Source organism: Thiocapsa roseopersicina (genome assembly GCF_900106925.1).
In the GTDB taxonomy this organism is placed as follows: domain Bacteria; phylum Pseudomonadota; class Gammaproteobacteria; order Chromatiales; family Chromatiaceae; genus Thiocapsa; species Thiocapsa roseopersicina.
This window is the reverse complement of the sequence record NZ_FNNZ01000013.1, coordinates 109,600-128,467: the sequence shown is the minus strand read 5'-3', so window position 1 is coordinate 128,467 and position 18,868 is coordinate 109,600. Positions and strand designations below refer to the sequence as shown.

Sequence of the window (18,868 nt, the reverse complement as noted above, 5' to 3'; positions counted from 1 at the left end):
TCCCGGGTCGCGTCCGTGCGAGGATGCCGAAGGGAGGTTTATGTTTCAACGGAAAAGGCATTTTTGATCCACTCGATTCGGTCTTCGCCACTGACCGCGACCACGTCGAATCGACAGGGTAACACGGTCGGGTGAGCTTGAAGATAATGGCTCGCGGCAGCCGTCAAACGTTGTTGTTTGCGTCGGTCGACTGTCTCGGCCGCGGTTCCGAAGCGCTCCGAGCGTCGGTATCTGACCTCGACGAAGACCAGGGTCGCGCCGTCGCGCATCACCAGGTCGATCTCGCCGAAGCGGCAGCGGTGATTGCGCACGATGGGCTGCAGATGCCGGCGCTTCAGATAGTCCTCTGCGAGCCGCTCCTTGGCGTCGCCGACACCGCGGGGTCCGACTGCTTGGTCGGTCGTCCCCGAGGACGGGCGATGCGCGTCGCCGCTCAAGGGGTCTCCGTGGACGGCGTGTCGGATGGATCCCCTGCCTCGAGCACGCCGGTCGCGCCGAAGCGTCCGAGTGCGAGCTGGCGCTGGATACGGCCCAGCGCGTCGATCGAGAGACCGCCGGTCTGTCCCGGATAAAAGGCGCCGGGGCTCTTGGCCAGAGCGGGCAGTCGCGGGGCGATTCGGTAGGCGTCGATCCCCATCGCGTACAGACGCGCCAGCGGATTGGCTACCTCGAACGAGGATCCGCTCAGGCGTCGCCGCGACAGAGCACCCTCTCCGCGGCTGTTCAGCATCCAGGGGATATCGACGAAATACAGACCTGCCAGAACCCGGTCGCGGGCCGGATCGAAGACGCCGGAGTAGACGTGCGAGGTGGACATCACCGTCACCGACGATGTGCTCAGCCGGATCTGCGGATACAGCTTGTGCGCGAGCTCGTTGGTCGCGACCAGGAAGAGGACATCCGCCTGCGAGTTGCCGAGAAGGGTGGTCACCGTCTTCTCGAAGCTCCGCGCCGTCGGGTTGTAGACTGCTTCAGCCTCCAGCGTTCCGCCCAATCGGCGCCATTGGTTGCGGAATGCACTGGCCAGACGCGCTCCCCACGGCCCTTCCGGATACAGCACCGCTGCGCGTTTCAGACCCATCGCGGCGGCCTTGTCGGCAACCTCCGCCGCCTCGTTCTCGGGCGAGAGCGAGAACTGAAAGAGATTCGCTGCGGGCTGGCTGTCGCGGGTCGTTTGGTTTAGGGCCAGCGTCGGCACTGCGAGCGCAGGGCCGGCCGCGAGGCTGTCCACCGATTCCTTCTCAAGCGGGCCGATCACATAGTCCGCGCCGCCCTCCACGGCCTTCGCGTGAATGGAACGCGCGCGCCCCGTTTGGGTGCTGTCGATGAAAGCGAGTGCCGGTGGGTTGCCGCTGCTGTCCGCTCGGCTTGCGGCCTCGATGCCCTCCTTCACCGATGTGGCGGCGCCCGCGAAGCGCCCCCCGCGGGGGAGCATGACCGTCACGCTGTCGCCCGAGGCGTACCCCCCCGACAAGATCTTGACGTACGCCTCGGCCAACCCCGGATGGGAGGGATGGCCGAGTCGTTTGGAGTGCTCTTGGCGATAGCGGGTCTGGAATGTCGTAGGATCCGCACCTGCGTCGTGCGCCAAGAGCGCGATCTCAGCCCAGCCTTTCATGGCTCCGCTTGCGCTGCGTGAGAGTTTGCGCAGTTGCTCGGTGCTCAGTGCGCTCAAGGTCGTTATGAGAGAGACCTGATTCAGTAGACGTGCATCCTCGCTGTCGAGAAGTCGATCGAGCGCGATCAGCGACTCGGCCGAGGCGACGGGATCGTTGGCGAGACGCTGGGCAGCGGCGAGTGTCCCGAGCCGTTGAATCTTCAAATCCTTCGGCAAGGTTTGCACCTGCACGGCCTGGAGTCGTGCGATCGCATCCTTGGGGCGTCGATCCAAGAGGGCGAGATCCGCCTCGATCAGCAAGAGCTGCTCGCGCTGCCCGATCGTGAGCGCCGGGCGCGAGATCTCGCCAATGGTTTGCTGTGCCTGCTGCGTGTCGCCCGCCGCAAGGTAGGCGCGAGCCGCCTTCAACTGGAGTTGTTCGCGCGCCGGTGGCGTTGCTCCCTTTGCGATGTCCAGATAGGCCTTGGCCGCCGCGTCCGCCTGTCCTTGCGCGGCGAGCGCATCGGCTTGTCTCAGCGGCTCTCCTGCGACCGGCGCCAGCAGGCGCGCCTCGTCCCGGGCTGGATCGATCGCGCATCCGGCCAATGAAACGGCAACGAGGACGGCGAAGATCGTCATCGGAGTGGACAGGGGACGGTGGTCAACGCGATTCTTGGGCATGATCCGTTCCGGTTCGAGACGTTGGGAGGCAGGGTGCAGCAGTCAACGGGAATACTATACGTGGTCGCCACGCCGATCGGCAATCTCGGGGACATGACCGATCGGGCACGTAAGGTGTTGAGCGAGGTCGATTTGATCGCCGCGGAGGATACCCGTCAGACGCTTCGGCTGCTGACGCATTTCGGCATCTCGTCCAAGCTCGTGGCCTATCACGACCACAACGAGGCCAGTGTCGCGCCACGACTCCTCGCCGAGATCGAGACCGGTCGGAGCGTCGCGCTCGTCTCCGATGCGGGTACGCCGCTGATCAGTGATCCGGGGTTCAGTCTCGTGGCCGCGGCGCGCGAGCGTGGTTTGACCGTTGTGCCGGTGCCGGGCGCCAATGCCGCCATCTGCGCCCTCTCGGCGGCGGGTTTGCCGAGCGACCGCTTCTTGTTCGTCGGATTTCCCCCGCGCACTCGGTCCCATCGTCTTGCCTGGCTCGGCGAGCTCGCCGACGAGCGTGGCACGCTGATCCTCTACGAGAGCGGCAAGCGGATCCTCGCCACCTTGCGTGATCTCGGCGAAGCGCTCGGCGAAACACGGCGCCTGGTCCTGGCGCGCGAGTTGACCAAGCACTTCGAGACCTTCCTCGCCGGAACCGCGTCCGAGTTGGCGCAGCGCCTCGAGGGAGACGCCGAGCAGCGCCTCGGCGAGCTGGTCGTCCTGATCGAGGGGAACGCCGATACGGGCGATCCGGATCGGACGGAGACGGAGCGGGTCCTGCGCATCCTCGGCGAGACCTTGCCGCTGGCTCAGGCCGTGGCGATTGCGGCGCGCCTGACAGGCGTCAAAAAGAATGCGCTCTACCGCCTCGGCCTCGAGCTGGATTTGGGGCATGGTGCCGACGGTGTCGCCGCGATGGACAACGAGGCGTGATGCGTGCCGGTGCGGCAGGGGTTTGCGATCGACCGAGACCGGAAGCCTCGCTTGGCGCTATACTTCTCGGCTGGGAGTCGGCCGGACAGTCGCGCTCGCCGTTCGCGGCGAGGGAGGAAAGTCCGGGCTCCATAGGGCAGGGTGCCAGGTAACGCCTGGGGGGCGCAAGTCCACGGAAAGTGCCACAGAAAAGATACCGCCGACCCGGTCATTCTGACGGGAGGTAAGGGTGAAATGGTGCGGTAAGAGCGCACCGCGCTGGTGGCAACAGCAGCGGCAGGGTAAACCCCACCCGGAGCAAGACCAAATAGGGGGGCATGCAGCCCTGCGCTGCAGCGCGCGGCCCGCGCGTGCTCCCGGGTAGGTCGCTCGAGGCGTACGGTGACGTACGTCCCAGATGAATGACTGTCCCCGACAGAACCCGGCTTACAGGCCGGCTCCCAGACCCTTCCCCGGACCATTCCCGGGATCCGACCGACGGCAGCCGGGCTGCCGCCTCCCCGCCGTTTGAGACTCTCCTGTAAAACCCCTTCAGCTTTACCTGTTAGTTGCATGAAAATAAATGCATTACGTAGGGGTTATGATGTGCCTGGGGCTCCGCGTCTAAGTTGCTGTCTGTCAAGAATTAAAGCTGCGCATCACCTTGACGATCCCCTTGGGCAGCTCTAAGATGAGACTGAAGTGGGGGGAAGTGGGGAATTGGGGAAGTAGTCGCCTGGCGCATGTCACCACGGGGGGCGGCCGTGTTTCGGGGGGTCTTCATCGTCAATCTCGACGTCAAAGGGCGTCTTGCGGTTCCTGCAAAGTACCGCGAGCGGCTGCAGTCGTCGTGTAACTCCCAACTCGTCGTCACCGTCGATCGCGACCGCTGCCTCCTGCTGTACCCGGAGCCCGAGTGGGAGTTGATCGAGGCGAAGCTCGCCGCACTTCCCGCGTTCGACAACACGGCCCGTGCGATCCAGCGCCTCTATATCGGCAACGCACAGGAGGTCGAGATGGACGCTCAGGGCAGAATCCTGCTGCCGCAATACCTCCGTGATTTCGCATCGCTCGAGAAGCGTGTCGCCTTCGTCGGCCAGGGCTCGAAGTTCGAGCTTTGGGACGAGCCTGCATGGAACGCGCGCAACGAAGCGGCGCTCGGCGATGCGGGTATCGGAGAGTTGGCGACGGCAGCCGGGCTCGGTTCCTTGACGCTTTAGAGTATCCCTTTGATTGAGCAACAACATCTGCCGGTTCTGCTGGAGGAGAGCGTGCACGCCTTGGTCGTGGATCCGAACGGCATCTATGTCGACGGCACCTTCGGGCGTGGCGGGCACAGTCGTGCCGTTCTGGCGCGCCTCGGCGAGTCCGGTCGATTGATCGCGATCGATCGCGATCCCGAAGCGGTCGATGCGGGGAGCGAGCTTGCGCGTGCCGATCGACGCTTCACGATGCTGTCCGGGCGCTTCGGCTCGATCACCGAGCTGCTCGCGCACGTCGGCGTTCAGGGCAACCTCTGCGGCCTACTGCTGGATTTCGGGGTCTCCTCGCCTCAGCTCGACACGGCGGAGCGCGGTTTCAGTTTTTCTTCCGAAGGTCCGCTGGATTTGAGAATGGACCCCACCCACGGCGAATCGGCAGCGCAATGGCTGGCGCATGCGTCCGATGCCGAGATCATCCAAGTCCTGTTCGACTTCGGCGAGGAGCGTTTCGCCAAACGCATCGCGCGCAATATCGTCGCGCAGCGCAGCGAAAGCCCCTTGACGACGACGACCCAGCTCGCCGCCTTGGTTGCGCGGTCGGTGCCGACGCGCGAGCCCGGCAAGCACCCGGCAACACGGACCTTCCAAGCCCTGCGCATCCGGATCAACGACGAGCTCGAGGAGATTCAGGATTGCCTGCGCCAATCCTGCGATCTCTTGGCCCACGCCGGGCGGCTGGTCGTCATCAGTTTTCATTCCCTGGAGGACCGTATCGTCAAGCGTTTCATGCGCACGGAGTCGCGCGGTCCCGTTCTGCCCAAGGGCCTTCCGGTGACCGCCGAGGAATCGCGCGGGCGTTTGCGCATCCTCGGCAAGCCGGTGCGTCCTTCGCCCGCCGAGGTCGCGTCCAATCCCCGTGCACGCAGCGCCATCATGCGGGTCGCGGAGCGCCTCGCATGAGCGCCCGCCCGCTGTGGATTCTGGTCGGTTTGGCCTTGGCCGTGACCCTCTCGGCGATCGCCGTGGTGTACACCAAGTATCAGACGAGGATCCATTTCGGTCATTTGCAGGAGCTTCGCGCCCAACGCGACGCCGTCGACGTGGAGTGGAATCGGCTCCGTCTCGAGGAGGCTGCACTCTCGACGCACGTTCGGGTCGAGCGCAAGGCCAGGGACCAGCTCGGCATGTTCAATCCAAGGTTCGAGGATGTCTTGATGATCGAGGAGGTCGGCCGTGTCTACCCGTAATCGCCGTGCCCGACGTCCCGAGCCGCGGCACGCCAAGCCGGATCTCGCGCTGCGTCGCCGCCTTTTGGTCGGCGTTCTGTCGAGCGCCTTCGTCGTCCTCTCGGCGGCGGTCTTCTATCGTCAAGTCGTCGAGACCGACTATCTGCGCAGCGAAGGCGAGCGCCGTTACCTGCGCGTGGGCGAGATCGCCGCGCGTCGAGGTATGATCACCGACCGCAACGGCGAGCCGCTGGCGGTGAGCACCCCGGTGGAAACCGTCTGGGGCGAGCCGCGCAAGCTGGTCGAGCGACGCGATGCAATCCCGCCGCTGGCCGTCGCGCTGGGACTTGAGCCCAAGGAGCTGCAGGAGCGGCTCGACGCCACCTCCGAACGCGGGTTTCTCTATCTCAAGCGGCGTGTCAGCTTCGAAGAAGCGCGCGCGGTGCGGCAGGTCATCGCCGATCACGATCTCGCGGGCGTGGACTTCGAGACCGAGTACCGTCGCTTCTATCCCGGTGTCGAGGTCTTCGGGCACGTCCTCGGATTCACCGACATCGATGATAGCGGCCAAGAGGGCATCGAGCTCACGTACGATTCCTGGCTGAAATCCGAGCCCGGCTTGCGTCGGGTGATTCGCGACGGGCGACAGCAGATCGTGCAGGAGATCGAGCAGGTCCGTGCGCCGAGCCAGGGTGCGGATCTCGCGCTCAGTCTCGACCGCCGCCTTCAGTTTCTGGCCTATCGCGAGCTCAAGGCCGCCGTTGCCGAGCACAAGGCGGTCGGCGGGACGCTGGTGGCCTTGGATGTCGAGACCGGCGAGATCCTCGCGATGGTCAACCAGCCGGGCTACAACCCGAACGCCCAGCGCGGCGGCAGCAGCGAGCGTCGCCGCAATCGTGCCGTGACCGACGTCATGGAGCCGGGCTCGACGATCAAGCCGTTTGTCGTGGCTGCCGCACTGGAGCGGGGCTTGATCAAGCCGACGACGACAATCGCGACGCGGGGCGGGTCGTTGGCGGTCGGGAGCAACACCGTCAAGGACGTACGCAACTACGGCAACCTCGATGTGACCGGGGTCATCACCAAGTCGAGCAACGTCGGCGTCGTGAAGATTGCCCAGATGATGAGCTATGGCGATCTTTGGGGTCTTTACGATCAGCTCGGCTTCGGGCACGCGACGGATGTCGGCGTGCCGGGCGAGAGCCGTGGGGTGCTGCGCCATCATTCGACGTGGCGCGTCTTCGAGCATGCCACCCAAGCCTTCGGATACGGATTGTCGGTCACGGCACTGCAACTGGCACAAGCCTACGGCGTGTTGGCCGCCGACGGCGTCAAGCGCCCGGTGTCCTTGTTGAGGCGGGATCCCGCGTCGCCTGTGCCTGCGGGCGAGGAGACGCGTGTCCTCAGCGCCGAAACGGCGCGCAAGGTGCGGGCGATGATGGAGACGGTGGTCTCGGATCAAGGTACGGCGAAACGTGCCGCCATCACCGGCTATCGGGTCGCCGGCAAGACCGGAACGGCCAAAAAATCGGCAGGGCGCGCCGGCTACGGCGGCGGGCGCTATCAAGCGGTGTTCGCCGGATTTGCGCCGGCAGGCTCGCCGCGCCTGGTGATCGCCGTGATGATCGACGAGCCGAAGGGCAAGGCCTACTACGGCGGCCTCGTCGCCGCGCCCGTCTTCCAGAAGGTGATGGAGGGCGCCCTGCGTCTGTTCAATGTCCCGCCGGACGATCCGCAGCCCTCGATGCTTCTGGCGCGACGCGAGGTCAAGCCATGATGGCGGACCGCGTTCTCGGCTCGCCGAAGACATGCTCGGAGACCTTCGCCATCACCGGGGCGCGCGGCAAGACCAGCGTTGCGCACGCGCTCGCTCAGGTGTTGGCCGTCGAGTTGCCCTGCGGCGTCGTCGCCACCGTCGGCCATGGCTTTCCCGGCGACCTCAAGACGACAGACGACCCCGACCTGTGCAGCCTCGAGGAGATGCTCGAGGGGCTATGCTCCCGCGGCGCCCGGGCGGCTGCCGTCGAGGTCTCCTTCGAAGCGCTTGAGCGCTTCCGAGCAGAGGATCTTCACTTCAGCCATGCGCTCTTCACCGGACTCGACGGCGTCGACCCCGACGTCGCGCGCGACACGGCCGAGTCTCCGGCGATCGCCGAGGCCGTCTTGCGCCTGTTCCGGTCTCCGGGTCTGAAGTGGGCCGTACTGAATCTGAGCGATCCCTTTTCGAAGACCATCCTGAACGCACTGCCCGCGGGGGTTTCGGTAGCGGGTTTCGTGGCGGATGCGAGCGCGACGCCGCCCGACGACGCCCTGTTGGCCGCATGCGATATCTGCATCCGGGCCCGATCGATCGTGCCGATGCCGAGAGGTCTGCGTCTGCGCGTCGCCTGCGAGACAAGGGATACCTGTGCCGAGGCGGAGCTTGCCGTCGGTTTGATCGGCGACTTCAATGCGTCCAACCTCCTTGCCGTCATGGCCGTGCTGCTTGCGCGCGGCCTTCCACTCGAGCGCGCTGCACGCGAGTCGAGCCGCATCCAGGGCGTGCCCGGCCGGATGGAGTGCTTCGGCGGCGAGCAGACGCCGCTCGTCGTGGTGGACGAGGCCCGGACACCGGCCGCACTCGAGACGGCGCTCGTGAATCTGCGCAAACACGGCCCGCGGCGCATCTTCACGGTCTTCGGCTGCGCCGGCGAGGGTGATCCCCGCGTACGCCCCGTCATGGGGGCCATAGCCGAGCGTCTGAGCGACGAGCTGATCCTCGCCGACGACAACCCGGGCGGGGAGTGCGGCGATACGATCATCGCGAATATCCTCGTCGGCGTCGTTGATCCGAGCCGGGTGCGGGTGCGACGCCAGCGCGGTCTCGCGATCCGCACCGCAATGGCCTTGGCCGGAATCGGCGATGCCGTGCTCGTGGCCGGCAAAGGTCACGAGACGATCCAAGACATGGGCGAGCTCAAGGTGCGCTTCAGTGATCGCGCCCAGGTCGTCGAAGCCTTGCGCGAATGGCAGGAGGGTCGTCGCTGATGTGGTCTCTCGCCGAAGCCGTTGCGCGCGCCGGTGGCCGTCTCGAAGGAGAGGATCGACGCTTCGTCTCGGTCGGTACCGACAGCCGTGCCGATTGCAGCGGTCAGCTCTTCGTCGCCTTGCGCGGCGAGCGCTTCGACGGGCATGACCATGTCGCCGCCGCCCGCGCCGCGGGTGCCGTCGCGGCGATGGTCGATCACCCCCTCCCGGTGGACCTGCCGCAGTGGATTGTCGAGGACACGCGCTCCGGGCTCGGAGCCCTCGCCGCGGCTTGGCGTGACCTCTTCCCCGGACGGATCGTCGCCATCACGGGGAGCAACGGCAAGACCACGGTCAAGGAGATGGTCGCCGCCATCCTCGGCCAGGTCGGCAGCGTTCGCGCGACCCGCGGCAATCTGAACAACGATATCGGGATGCCCCTGACCCTTTTGAGCGCCCGGGACGAGGCATTTCTCGTCCTGGAAATGGGGGCCAATCATCACGGCGAGATCGGCTACATGACCGACATCGCACGTCCCGATGTTGCACTCATCACCAATGCCGGACGCGCTCACTTGGAGGGCTTCGGCAGCGTCGACGGCGTCGCCCGTGCCAAAGGCGAGATCGCCCGCGGTCTGCCGACCGACGGGGTTTTCGTCTTCGCAGGCGACTCCCCTTACGCGGATCTCTGGCGCGAGTTGGCCGAGGACCGCCGTGTCCTGACCTTCGCTCTGGAGGACCCTGCGGATCTCCGGGAGGACCTTCAGGCAGATCTCCGGGCCGATCGCTCGCAGATCCGTGTCGAGTGGACCGAGGCGGGTTTCGGCACCCATGTCGTCGCCCATCACGACGGCAAGGCGATCCCGATCGACCTGCGTCTGGCCGGCGAGCACAACGCCCGCAACGCCTTGGCCGCCGCTGCGACGGCGCTGGCGCTCGGGATCGCGCCGGGCGCGATCCAGGCGGGCCTCGCGACGCTGATGCCCGTGAAGGGTCGTCTCTATCCCCATCGGTGTGGCGAGGTCGGTGTCATCGACGACACCTACAACGCCAACCCGGATTCGATCGCCGCGGCGATTCAAGTCCTCGCGGGCCTGTCGGGCCGGCGCTGGCTGGTCTTGGGAGACCTTGCCGAGCTGGGTCCGGAGGCGGATGCACTGCACCGCGAGATCGGCGAGCGCGCGCGCGACGCCGGTATCGACCGTCTTTTCAGCGTGGGTGTCCTGAGCATGTCGGCGACCTCCGCCTTCGGCGACGGTGCACGCCACTTCACCGACCAGGGGGATCTCGTGCGCGCGCTCCGGACCGCGCTGTCCGCAGGTGACCGTATCCTGGTCAAGGGCTCGCGCTCCGCTCGGATGGAGCAGGTCGTCGAGGCGCTGTGCGCCGTAGGAGAGAGTTAGGTGTTGCTTTACCTTGCCGAATGGCTGTCGCAATTTCAGACCGGATTCAATGTCTTCCGGTATCTGACCCTGCGCGCCATCATGGGCGTGCTCACGGCGCTCGCGATCGCTTTGCTTGTCGGCCGGCCGATGATCACCCGTCTGCGCGCCTACAAGGTCGGTCAGATGGTCCGCGACGACGGCCCGCAGAGTCATCTTTCCAAGGCCGGTACGCCGACCATGGGCGGTGCGCTCATCCTCGTGGCGGTCGCGGTCAGCACGCTGTTGTGGGCCGATCTGGACAACCGTTACGTCTGGATCGTGCTCCTGACCACGCTTGCGTTCGGCCTGGTCGGTCTGGTGGACGACTACAAAAAGCTGGTGCTGCGCAACCCGCGCGGATTGGCGGCGCGCTGGAAGTATCTCTGGCAGACCGTCGCGGGCTTTGCCGCGGCAATCGCGCTCTATGTCACCGCAGGTTCTCCGGCAGAGACCGAGCTGCTGATTCCGTATCTGAAGGACGTCTCGATCCAGCTCGGGCCCTGGTTCATTCTGCTGACCTATTTCGTGATCGTCGGGGCCAGCAACGCGGTGAATCTGACCGATGGTCTGGACGGCCTCGCCGTCATGCCCACGGTCTTGGTTGCCGGCGCCTTGGCGGTCTTCGTCTATGCCGCGAGCCATGGACCGATCTCGAGCTATCTCCTGATCCCGCATATCCCGGAGGTCGGGGAGCTGGTCGTCTTCTGCGGCGCTCTGGTCGGCGCGGGGCTTGGGTTTCTCTGGTTCAACGCCTATCCGGCGCAGGTCTTCATGGGCGACGTCGGCGCACTGGCGCTGGGGGCTGCGCTCGGTGTGGTTGCGGTGGCGGCCCGGCAGGAGCTGGTGCTCTTCGTGATGGGCGGCGTCTTCGTGGTGGAGACCATCTCGGTGATGATGCAGGTGATGTCCTTCAAGCTCACCGGAAAGCGCATCTTCAGGATGGCGCCGATCCATCATCATTTCGAGCTCAAGGGCTGGCCCGAGCCGCGTGTCATCGTCCGCTTCTGGATCGTGACGGTGGTTTTGGTGCTGGTCGGATTGGCGAGCTTGAAGATCCGGTAAGCGCAGCGACAGCATTGGGTTCGCGTAGGCTTTGATTCGACGGGGGGGGAATGAAAGCGATCGAAACGGACAATCGCGGCACAGGTCCGCGCATGTCTTGCGAGCAGGTACGATGAGTCTGCTGTCCGATACCGCGAAGACCCTGGTGGTCGGGCTCGGCAAGACAGGGCTTTCCTGTGTCCGCTATTTGCGCTCGCAAGGCATCGCGACGGCCGTGACCGACTCGCGCGAGCATCCGCCAGGCTTGCAGCAATTGCGGGACGAGATGCCGGAGGTTGCGGTCTTCGTCGGCGGTTTCGAGCCCGAAGCCTTCGCAGCAGCCGCGCGTCTGGTCGTCAGTCCGGGTGTCCCGATCTCGGACCCCTTGATTCGGGATGCGATGGCGCGCGGTGTCGAGGTCGTCGGCGACATCGAGCTCTTCGCGCGTGCCGCGCAGGCCCCGATCTGCGCCATCACCGGATCGAACGGCAAGAGCACGGTCACGACCTTGCTCGGGCAGATGGCCGCGGCCGCCGGGCAGCGCGTGTCCGTCGGCGGCAATCTGGGGGAGCCGGCGTTGGGTTTGCTGGACTCCTCGGTCGAGCGCTATGTCCTGGAGCTGTCGAGCTTCCAACTGGAGACCACCTTCAGTCTCGGCGCCGATGTGGCGGTCGTGCTCAATGTCTCGGCCGACCACATGGACCGCTACCCGGATCTGGACGCCTATGCGCAGACCAAGGGACGTATCTACAGGGGGGCGCGGGTCGCCGTCGTGAATCGCGACGATCCGATCGTCGCTGCGATGCCGCGGGATGCCGATCTCGAGATCGGATTCACCCTCGGCGGGCCGACCGGCAGCGACTTCGGGCTGCGCGTCCATGACGGGGCGCATTGGCTCTGCCGCGGGACGCAGCCGCTGATGCCGGCCTCCGAGGTCCGCATTCCGGGGATGCACAACCTGGCGAACGCCCTTGCGGCCTTGGCGCTTGCATCCGGATGCGGCCTGCCGATGGAGCAGTCCTGCACGGTTCTGCGTCGCTTCTCGGGTCTGCCGCACCGCAGCGAGCTGGTCGCCGAGCGCGACGGCGTGCGCTGGTACGACGATTCCAAGGGGACGAATCCGGGGGCGACGGTGGCGGCACTGGAAGGTTTGATTCCTCCCGGGAGTACCGGCCGCGCCGTCCTGATCGCCGGCGGCGAGGGCAAGGGTGCCGACTTCGCGCCGCTGCGCTCGGCGGTCAAGCGTACGGCACGCGCGGTGGTTCTGATCGGACGCGACGCCGGGCTGATCGCGCAGGCGTTGGACGGCGAGGTTCCGCTGTGGGAGGCCGTGAGCATGCAGGATGCGGTCGCTCGGGCGGCGGCGATCGCCAGGCCCGGCGATACGGTTCTCCTCTCGCCGGCCTGCGCCAGTTTCGATATGTTCGAAAGCTACGAGCATCGCGGGCGGGTCTTCGCCGAGGCGGTGCGGGGGCTCGGAGCATGACGGTCGCCGCCCGCCAGGTGCGTGGAAATCCAGCGCGCAGCGCACAACGCAGGCGCGAGCGTTCGGTCGCAGGGGTAGACTACCCTTTGCTCTTTTGCGCCTTGGGGTTGGTGGCATTCGGCTTCGTGATGGTCGCCTCGGCATCGATGTCGATAGCGGCCAACTGCTGCGACGATCCCTTCTATTACGTCACGCGCCACGGCTTTGCGCTGGGGCTCGCCTTGACCGCGGCTGTCCTGGCCTACAGCGTGCCCGTCGAGTGGTGGGAGCGCGGCGGGGTCTGGCTTTTCCTGTTCGGTCTCCTGTCGCTCGTCTTGGTGTTGGTGCCGGGTGTGGGCCGCGAGGTCAACGGCGCGACGCGCTGGATCCCGCTCGGTCCGCTGAATCTTCAGCCCTCCGAGCTGGTGAAGCTGTTCGCGATCATCTACGTCTCCGGATACCTGGTGCGCCATGCCGACGACGTGGTCAACCGGATCTCGGGATTCATCCGGCCCATGGTCCTGATCGGAGTAGCCGGTGCACTGATCCTGCAGCAGCCGGACTTCGGGACCACGGCGGTCATGCTGGCGACCGTCATGGGCCTACTGTTTTTGGGCGGTGTCAGCCTCATGCCCTTCGTGGTCTTGTTCCTGGTCGTCGCCGCCGGGCTCTTGGTGTTGGTCGTGATCTCGCCCTATCGGTTGCTGCGCGTGACCTCGTTTCTCGATCCCTTTCAGGACCCGTTCAACACGGGTTATCAGTTGAGCCAGGCATTGATCGCCTTCGGTCGGGGTGAATGGCTCGGCGTGGGGCTAGGCAACGGGATCCAGAAGCAGTTCTTTCTTCCGGAGGCACATACGGATTTCATCGCATCGGTCGTGGGCGAGGAGCTCGGTCTGGTCGGGATGCTGGTGTTGATCGCGGCATTCGCGTTTCTGACGTGGCGGGCCTTCTCGATCGGGGCGCGCGCGCAGGCCGCCGGCGAACGTTTTTCCGCCTATGTCGCCCAGGGGATCGGCCTCGGTCTCGGTCTGCAAGCCTTCGTGAACATCGGCGTGAATGTCGGGATGTTGCCGACAAAAGGGCTGACGCTACCCTTCATGAGCTACGGCAGCAACAGCCTGATCGCCGCCTGTATGTCGATCGCGATCCTGCTGCGGATCGACGCGGCTGTGCGTCGTATCGAGGCCGAGAAGGGACCGACACGGGGGCTGCCATGGGTACGAGCGTAGCCGTCATGGCCGGCGGCACCGGCGGGCATGTCTTTCCCGCGCTCGCGGTCGCCGAGCGTCTGCGCGAACAGGGCGTGGGTGTCTTCTGGATCGGCACGCGTCGCGGGATGGAGTCGCGTCTGGTGCCCGAGCACGGCTTGGAGATGGAGTGGATCCGCATCGAGGGCCTGCGTGGCAAGGGGGTCGCTCAGATCCTCGGCGCGCCCTTCAAGATCGCGGTTGCACTCTGGCAGGCCGCGCGGATCCTGCGTCGGCGTCGTCCCTCGGTGGTGCTGGGGATGGGTGGATTCGCCTCCGGTCCCGGTGGTCTGGCCGCTCGGATGTTGGGTCTGCCGCTGGTGATCCACGAGCAGAACTTCGTGCCCGGGATGACCAATCAGTGGTTGGCGCGGATCGCCACACGGGTGTTCGAGGCATTTCCCGGCAGCTTTCCGGGTGCGCGTGGCGCGGACGCTTGCGGAAATCCGGTGCGCCGCGCGATCGTCGATCTGCCGCCGCCGCGCGAGCGTCTGGCGCGGCGCCGCGCGGAAGGAACCGCCGAGCCGGCTCGGCTGCTGATTCTGGGCGGCTCGCTCGGGGCTCAAGTCCTCAACGAGATGGTCCCCGCCGCGCTGGCGGGGCTGCCGGCGGAGCTGCGCCCGAGCGTCCGTCATCAGGCCGGCGAGCGCACGCTCGAGACCGCGCAGGCGGCCTATCGGACAGTCGGTATCGAGGCGGAGGTTGCACCCTTTATCAACGACATGGCCGAGGCTTACGGTTGGGCCGACCTGGTGGTCTGCCGGGCCGGCGCACTCACGGTCTCGGAGCTGGCCGCGGCCGGCGTCGCCTCTGTTTTGGTGCCTTATCCGTTCGCGGTCGACGACCATCAGGTTGGCAACGCCCGCTATCTGGCAGATGTCGGCGCGGCGCGACTCCTTATTCAGCGCGATCTGACCGTTGCCGGTTTGACCGCGCTGCTCCATGAATTGCTGGGCGATCGCGAGAGCCTGTCGGCGATGGCCGATGCGGCCCGCGAGCGCGCGCAGCCGGATGCCGCGGGACGGATTGCGGCTGCTTGCTTAGAGGTTGCCGGTCGATGAACGCACATCTTCAACATACCGCCGCCCGGATGGGTCGGGTTCGTCGACTCCACTTCGTGGGGATCGGCGGCTCCGGGATGAGCGGCATCGCCGAGCTGATGGCCAATCTGGGCTACGAGGTCGCGGGGTCGGATCTGCGCGAGAGCGATGCGACGCGTCGTCTCAAGGGGTTGGGTGTGGAGATCTTCATCGGTCACCGGGCCGAGCAGGTCGCGGATGCGGATGCCGTCGTGGTGTCGAGCGCGATCGACGAGACCAACCCCGAGATTCAGGGCGCGCGCGCCGGGCGTATCCCGATCGTGCGTCGCGCCGAGATGCTCGCCGAGCTGATGCGCTTTTACTACGGCGTCGCGGTGGCCGGCACGCACGGCAAGACGACCACGACCAGCCTGGTCGCGAGCATTCTGGCCGAGGGCGGGCTCGATCCGACCTTCGTCATCGGCGGTCGGCTCAACAGTGCGGGGGCCAATGCCAAGTTGGGGACGACCAAATATCTGGTCGCCGAGGCCGACGAGAGCGATGCCTCCTTCCTCTATCTGCAGCCCATGATCTCGATCGTCACCAATATCGATGCCGATCACATGCGCACCTACGGCAACGACTTCAATCGGTTGCGCAGCACCTTCATGGAGTTCCTGCACCATCTGCCCTTCTACGGGCTTGCGGTGCTCTGTATCGACGACGACGAGATCCGCGCCCTGATCGAGACGGTGCCGCGCCCGGTGCGGACCTACGGAACGCGCGCGGAGGCCGACGTGCGCGCGGTCGAGATCCGGCAGGACGGCATGCGCACCCGTTTTCGCGTCGAGGCTCGCGACCTCGAGTCGCCGTTGGAGATCGATCTGAACCTGCCCGGTCGGCACAACGTGCTGAACGCGCTGGCCGCCATCAGCGTCGCGCTCGAGCTGGGTGTCGAGGAGGAGGCGATCGCGCGCGCCCTGTCCCGCTTCGAAGGGGTCGGGCGTCGCTTCATGATCAGCGAACTGACCGACCTGCGCGGCCGCCGACTGCTCTTGGTCGACGACTACGGGCACCACCCGCGCGAGATCGCGGCCACCTTGGCGGCCGCACGCGCCGGATGGCCCGGACGCCGATTGGTCTTGGTCTTCCAACCCCATCGGTATACGCGCACCCAAGAGCAGTTCGAGGACTTCGTGGCGGTTCTGTCCAGCCCGGACGCGCTCGTCTTGTGCGAGGTCTACCCGGCCGGCGAGGCGCCGATCGCGGGCGCCGACGGGCGTGCACTGAGTCGCGCGATCCGCACCCGCGGCGAGCTGGATCCGGTGTTCGCACAGGCGATCGACGAGGTGCCGGGTCTCCTGGACAACCTGGTGCTCGACGGCGACATGGTGCTGATGATGGGCGCCGGCGACATCGGCGGCCTGGCGGCGCGTCTGCCCGGCCTGATGGTCCGGTCGGAGGCATGATGGGCGAGCTGCGCGAGCGCGAGCCGCTCTCCCGCCACACCAGTTGGCGGGTCGGGGGCCCTGCGCGCCGCTTCTATCGGCCATCGGACGCGGCGGATCTGGCCGCCTTCCTGGCGCGGCTCGATCCGCAGGAGCCGCTCTTGTGGCTCGGGCTCGGGAGCAATCTGCTGGTGGACGACGCCGGTTTCCCCGGCACCGTGATCCAGACCCAGGCCTGTTTGACACGTCTGGAGCGAAGGGGTGCGACCGGCATCTATGCCGAGTCCGGCGTCTCCTGTGCCAAGGTGGCGCGTTTCGCCGCGCGGCACGATTTGGTCGGGTGCGAGTTTCTCGCCGGCATCCCCGGCACCATGGGCGGCGCGCTGGCGATGAATGCTGGCGCCTGGGGCGGCGAGACCTGGGCGCATGTGGTCTCGGTGCGGACCATCGATCGTGTCGGTCGGATTCGCGAGCGGGTGCCGGGGGATTTCTCGATCGGCTACCGCGAGGTCCTCGGGCCGCCCGGCGAGTGGTTTCTGGACGTCGAGCTCGAGCTTGAGCCCGGCGACGGCAAGGCGGGGATGGCCCGGATCCGGGCGCTGCTCGACCGGCGTGCGCAGACGCAGCCCGTGGGGCTTCCGAGCTGCGGATCGGTATTCCGCAATCCGCCGGGCGATCATGCCGCACGCTTGATCGAGGCGGAAGGGCTCAAGGGTCATCGGATCGGAGGCGCGCAGGTGTCCGAGAAGCATGCGAACTTCATCATCAACACGGGCGAGGCCAGTGCCGCGGACATCCGCGAGCTGATCGACCTGGTGCAGCGCCGGGTCGAGGACGCCACCGGCGTCAGATTGGTGCCCGAGGTCAAACAAATTGCCGGAGAGCAACCATGACACCAGAGAAAATCCAGGCGCGCGCTCGGTTCGGCAAGGTCGCGGTGCTCCTCGGCGGGCGCGCGGCGGAGCGCGAGATCTCGCTCAAGAGCGGCAGTGCCGTGCTGGCCGCGCTGTTGCGTCAGGGCATCGACGCGCATGCGCTGGATCCGGACGAGCGTGTCCTCGAGCATTTGCGCACCGGCGGCTTCGATCGCGCCTTCATTATTTTGCACGGGCGCGGCGGCGAAGACGGTCAGATCCAAGGCGCCTTGGAGACCATCGGGATGCCCTACACGGGCTCCGGTGTGCTGGGCTCGGCGCTCGGCATGGACAAGTATCGCTGCAAGCTGGCTTGGACGGGCTGCGGCCTGCCGACGGCCGCCTCGGTGCTGTTGCGCACGGAGGCCGATCTGGCCGGTGCCGAGGCATTGGGCTTTCCGCTCATGATCAAGCCGGTTCACGAGGGTTCGAGCATCGGGATGGCGCGCGTCGAGGACCGGGCCGCACTCGCCGATGCCTGGCGCGCGGCACGCGGTTACGACGCACTGGTCCTCGCCGAGCGTTGGATTCAGGGGGCTGAATACACCTGCGCCGTGCTCGGACAGGAAGCGCTCCCCATGATCCGGCTCGAAACCCCTCACGCCTTTTACGACTTCGAGGCCAAATATCGGGCCGACAGCACGCGCTATCACTGTCCCTGTGGTCTGCCCGAAGCGGAGGAAGCACGCTTGCAGCGACTCGCGCTCGACGCCTTCGAGGCGACCGGTGCGAGCGGTTGGGGCCGTGTCGACCTGATGGTCGACGGGAGCGGCGAGCCGTTCCTGCTGGAGATCAACACGGTGCCGGGCATGACCGACCACAGCCTGGTACCGATGGCGGCGCGGGTGGCGGGGCTGGACTTCGACACCCTGGTTGTGCGGATCCTGGAGACGAGTCTCGACCGTGGCTGACCCGGCACGCATCACCCCCCCGGTCGTGGAGGTGCGTGAGCGCCGCTCCGGGCCTTGGCTCGCTCTGGTCGGGTTCCTCTTGATCTCGGCGATGGCGAGCGGGGTGTGGCTGCTCGGTCACTGGGAGCCGCAGCTGCTGCCGGTGCGCATTATCGAGGTGGAGGGCGAGCTGCATCACCATTCGTCGCGGTTGTTGCAGGAGACCATCAGCGAGCGGCTGCGCGGCGGCATCCTGACGGCGGATCTGAAGGATCTGAAACAGGCCGCGGAGGATCTGGCCTGGGTCGGTCGCGCCAGCGTTCGGCGCGTGTGGCCGGATCGGTTGCGGGTCGCAGTCGAAGAGCACCGCCCGATCGCGCGCTGGAATCGCGATGGTCTGGTGACCGCCGAGGGCATCGTTTTTCGGCCCGGCACGGGGACGGTCCCGGCGGGTCTGCCGCTGCTCGAAGGCGAGGATCGACGTGCGCCCGAGGTGGTGAAGCGCTACGCGCAGTGGCGCGACGATCTGATGCTGATCGGCCATTTAATCCAGACCCTCTCGGTCGATCCGCGCGGGGCTTGGCGGGTCGAGCTGGTCATGGGGGTCGAGTTGTATCTCGGCACGGAAGGCGTCGATCAACGGCTTGCGCGCTATATCGCCAGCGCGACGCAATTGGAGGCGGCCGGTCAGCCGCTGGTGGTGGACCTGCGCTACAGCAACGGTTTCGCCGTGAAATGGGCAGCGAACGCCGAGCCGCAGGCTCGTGCGACAACGGATCGCCCCACGCGATCCGGCAAACGAGGATAA

Annotated in this window: 17 protein-coding genes and 1 other RNA gene; 16 read left to right on the top strand and 2 right to left on the bottom strand. The window is 66.5% G+C overall.

Going from position 1 to position 18,868, the window contains the following annotated elements; genetic code table 11:
* Positions 1-38 precede the first annotated feature (38 nt).
* A complete protein-coding gene (locus BLV04_RS14575; protein ID WP_093033482.1) occupies positions 39-437 on the bottom strand; it encodes a YraN family protein in 399 nt (132 codons plus the stop codon).
* Positions 434-2,278, bottom strand: coding sequence for a penicillin-binding protein activator (locus BLV04_RS14570; protein ID WP_093033479.1), 1,845 nt, complete (start codon positions 2,276-2,278; stop codon positions 434-436). The genes BLV04_RS14575 and BLV04_RS14570 overlap by 4 nt, the downstream gene beginning before the upstream one ends.
* 33 nt (positions 2,279-2,311) lie before the next feature.
* Between BLV04_RS14570 and rsmI the strand changes: the two genes are divergently transcribed.
* From rsmI to BLV04_RS14490, 16 genes are all read left to right on the top strand, one after another.
* Positions 2,312-3,196 carry a 16S rRNA (cytidine(1402)-2'-O)-methyltransferase gene (rsmI, locus tag BLV04_RS14565; RefSeq protein WP_093033476.1) on the top strand — a complete coding sequence of 295 codons (885 nt, stop codon included), beginning with the start codon at positions 2,312-2,314 and terminating at the stop codon, positions 3,194-3,196.
* Positions 3,197-3,269: 73 nt separating this feature from the next.
* An RNA gene (gene rnpB / locus BLV04_RS14560) (RNase P RNA component class A) lies at positions 3,270-3,641 on the top strand.
* Between the two features lie 298 nt (positions 3,642-3,939).
* Entirely contained in the window at positions 3,940-4,395 is a 456-nt protein-coding gene (gene mraZ, locus BLV04_RS14555; protein WP_093033473.1) for a division/cell wall cluster transcriptional repressor MraZ, read from the top strand.
* A gap of 9 nt (positions 4,396-4,404) precedes the next feature.
* Positions 4,405-5,337, top strand: coding sequence for a 16S rRNA (cytosine(1402)-N(4))-methyltransferase RsmH (gene rsmH / locus BLV04_RS14550; protein ID WP_245731895.1), 933 nt, complete (start codon positions 4,405-4,407; stop codon positions 5,335-5,337).
* On the top strand, positions 5,334-5,624 hold the full coding sequence (ftsL, locus tag BLV04_RS14545) for a cell division protein FtsL (RefSeq protein WP_093033467.1): 291 nt from the start codon (positions 5,334-5,336) through the stop codon (positions 5,622-5,624). Before rsmH ends, ftsL begins: the two co-directional genes overlap by 4 nt.
* Positions 5,611-7,380, top strand: a complete 1,770-nt coding sequence (locus tag BLV04_RS14540; protein ID WP_093033464.1) for a peptidoglycan D,D-transpeptidase FtsI family protein — start codon at positions 5,611-5,613, stop codon at positions 7,378-7,380. The genes ftsL and BLV04_RS14540 overlap by 14 nt, the downstream gene beginning before the upstream one ends.
* Positions 7,377-8,630 carry a Mur ligase family protein gene (locus BLV04_RS14535; protein ID WP_093033461.1) on the top strand — a complete coding sequence of 418 codons (1,254 nt, stop codon included), beginning with the start codon at positions 7,377-7,379 and terminating at the stop codon, positions 8,628-8,630. The genes BLV04_RS14540 and BLV04_RS14535 overlap by 4 nt, the downstream gene beginning before the upstream one ends.
* Complete coding sequence (locus BLV04_RS14530; protein ID WP_093033458.1) at positions 8,630-10,012, top strand: UDP-N-acetylmuramoyl-tripeptide--D-alanyl-D-alanine ligase; 1,383 nt, start codon at positions 8,630-8,632, stop codon at positions 10,010-10,012. The genes BLV04_RS14535 and BLV04_RS14530 overlap by 1 nt, the downstream gene beginning before the upstream one ends.
* Positions 10,013-11,095: a phospho-N-acetylmuramoyl-pentapeptide-transferase gene (gene mraY, locus BLV04_RS14525; RefSeq protein WP_093033456.1), complete on the top strand. Its 1,083-nt coding sequence runs from the start codon at positions 10,013-10,015 to the stop codon at positions 11,093-11,095.
* 112 nt (positions 11,096-11,207) lie between these two features.
* Positions 11,208-12,560: a UDP-N-acetylmuramoyl-L-alanine--D-glutamate ligase gene (gene murD, locus BLV04_RS14520; protein ID WP_093033454.1), complete on the top strand. Its 1,353-nt coding sequence runs from the start codon at positions 11,208-11,210 to the stop codon at positions 12,558-12,560.
* Positions 12,557-13,771: a putative lipid II flippase FtsW gene (ftsW, locus tag BLV04_RS14515; RefSeq protein ID WP_093033451.1), complete on the top strand. Its 1,215-nt coding sequence runs from the start codon at positions 12,557-12,559 to the stop codon at positions 13,769-13,771. Before murD ends, ftsW begins: the two co-directional genes overlap by 4 nt.
* Complete coding sequence (murG, locus tag BLV04_RS14510; protein ID WP_093033448.1) at positions 13,756-14,850, top strand: undecaprenyldiphospho-muramoylpentapeptide beta-N-acetylglucosaminyltransferase; 1,095 nt, start codon at positions 13,756-13,758, stop codon at positions 14,848-14,850. Before ftsW ends, murG begins: the two co-directional genes overlap by 16 nt.
* Positions 14,847-16,277 carry a UDP-N-acetylmuramate--L-alanine ligase gene (gene murC / locus BLV04_RS14505; protein WP_093033445.1) on the top strand — a complete coding sequence of 477 codons (1,431 nt, stop codon included), beginning with the start codon at positions 14,847-14,849 and terminating at the stop codon, positions 16,275-16,277. The genes murG and murC overlap by 4 nt, the downstream gene beginning before the upstream one ends.
* Complete coding sequence (gene murB, locus BLV04_RS14500; RefSeq protein WP_093033442.1) at positions 16,274-17,149, top strand: UDP-N-acetylmuramate dehydrogenase; 876 nt, start codon at positions 16,274-16,276, stop codon at positions 17,147-17,149. The genes murC and murB overlap by 4 nt, the downstream gene beginning before the upstream one ends.
* The gene (locus BLV04_RS14495; protein WP_093033439.1) at positions 17,146-18,081 is read left to right on the top strand and encodes a D-alanine--D-alanine ligase; all 936 of its coding nucleotides are present in this window, start codon (positions 17,146-17,148) and stop codon (positions 18,079-18,081) included. The genes murB and BLV04_RS14495 overlap by 4 nt, the downstream gene beginning before the upstream one ends.
* On the top strand, positions 18,074-18,868 hold the full coding sequence (locus BLV04_RS14490; RefSeq protein ID WP_093033436.1) for a cell division protein FtsQ/DivIB: 795 nt from the start codon (positions 18,074-18,076) through the stop codon (positions 18,866-18,868). The genes BLV04_RS14495 and BLV04_RS14490 overlap by 8 nt, the downstream gene beginning before the upstream one ends.